Genomic DNA, 1,459 nt, shown 5'->3' on the forward strand with positions numbered 1-1,459 from the left:
ACATATGGGCCGAAGCCAGCAATGGATATTTTCCGCCTGGCACATAGCATCCGACGGACTGAACGGGGATGTTCTTGTGCCCAAGAACAACGCCCGGCAGGGTTTCGATCTCGATATCGCGCAACGCTTCGCGCTGATGCTGCGCGAAGTTGCGAACCTGTTCCTGCGCGAAGCGGATGTCGCTCAGGTTCTGTTCGGACAGTTCCGCAAGGCAGGCGCGTATTTCCGCATCGGTCAGGCGAAAATCCTTGCGGTCCCATTTGTCGAAGCGGATCGAAAGCTCGCGCACCGCAACATCGCCACGCGCACGGACATCGGCGATGATGCCCTCTACAGTGGCTCTGACGGTGGCCTGATCGGCTGCCACGGCGCTCGGATCGCGCCCCTCTTTGAGTTTGCGGATCACTTGGTCGCCCCTTCCGTCGTCCTGCCTTCGAAGTAGCTGTCGAGATCGAGCGCCAGTTTGATGATGCTCGAATAGTCCTCGCCGGCATGTCCATTCTGGCAATGGATGGCGAAGAGCTCTGTTGCCAGATTTCCCATCGCTGCCAGGACTTTCGAGCTGTTCGCCAGTTCCTTGGCGAGCCGCATGTCCTTCAACTGGAAATCCGAGCGGAAACCGCCGGCAAAACCGTTGGCAGAGGGCACATTCTCCATCAGGCCCGGGAATGGGTGATAGCGCTCGAGCGCGTAGTTGTTGCCCGAGGAGTTGCGCATCACATCGCTTAGGATTGCTGGGTCGAGACCATTGGCGACACCGAGTGCCAGCGCCTCGACAGTTCCCGCCATGCATATTCCGGACAGAATGTTGTTGCAGAGCTTCGCCGTGTGGCCCGCTCCCGAAGCCCCGACATGATAGATGCGCTGTCCCATTGCTTCCAGCAGAGGGCGGGCATGCTCGACATCCGTGGCCTCGCCGCCGACCATGAAAGTCAAAGTGCCGGAATGGGCGCGCGGCGTCCCGCCTGAAACCGGTGCATCGATCATGCGCCGGCCGGCGGCGCGGGCGGCAGCGGCGATTTCCACGGTGACGGTCGATGAAATCGTGCTGCTATCCATCAAGAGCGCACCCTTGCGGGATGCCGCGATGACACCCGACGCTCCAAGATAGGCGTCGCGGACATTGTCTCCGGTCGGAAGCATGGTGATAACCACATCGGCCGATGAAGCCGCCTCGGCGGCGGAGGTGGCACGTTTCACGCCCTGCTTCTCAGCCGCGTCCTGTGCGGCCGAAGACGGGTCGAAGCCAATGACTGGAAAGCCGGCTTGGACCAGATTGCGGGTCATTGGTTGACCCATATTGCCAAGGCCAAGGAAAGCGACGGTTTTCACTTGAGCATTCTCCCGGTCAGGCAGCCGACGTGTTGACGATGACGGTCTTCGACCAGGTGAAATGCTGGATCATGCTCGCCAGCGAGAGTTCACGCCCCATGCCGCTCATTTTCGTCCCCCCATATTC

The 1,459-nt window shown here is 60.5% G+C and carries 2 protein-coding genes; both read right to left on the bottom strand.

The features are described from left to right. Positions 1-406: histidinol dehydrogenase (locus tag EN879_RS35705; RefSeq protein ID WP_206521078.1), on the bottom strand; the 406-nt coding region annotated here is incomplete at its 3' end. Next, a complete protein-coding gene (mmsB, locus tag EN879_RS35710) occupies positions 403-1,332 on the bottom strand; it encodes a 3-hydroxyisobutyrate dehydrogenase (RefSeq protein ID WP_082826745.1) in 930 nt (309 codons plus the stop codon). The genes EN879_RS35705 and mmsB, both read right to left, overlap by 4 nt. Between the last annotated feature and the right edge of the window lie 127 nt (positions 1,333-1,459).

It is taken from the genome of Mesorhizobium sp. M7A.F.Ca.AU.002.02.1.1 (genome assembly GCF_003998535.1).
GTDB lineage: Bacteria > Pseudomonadota > Alphaproteobacteria > Rhizobiales > Rhizobiaceae > Mesorhizobium > Mesorhizobium ciceri.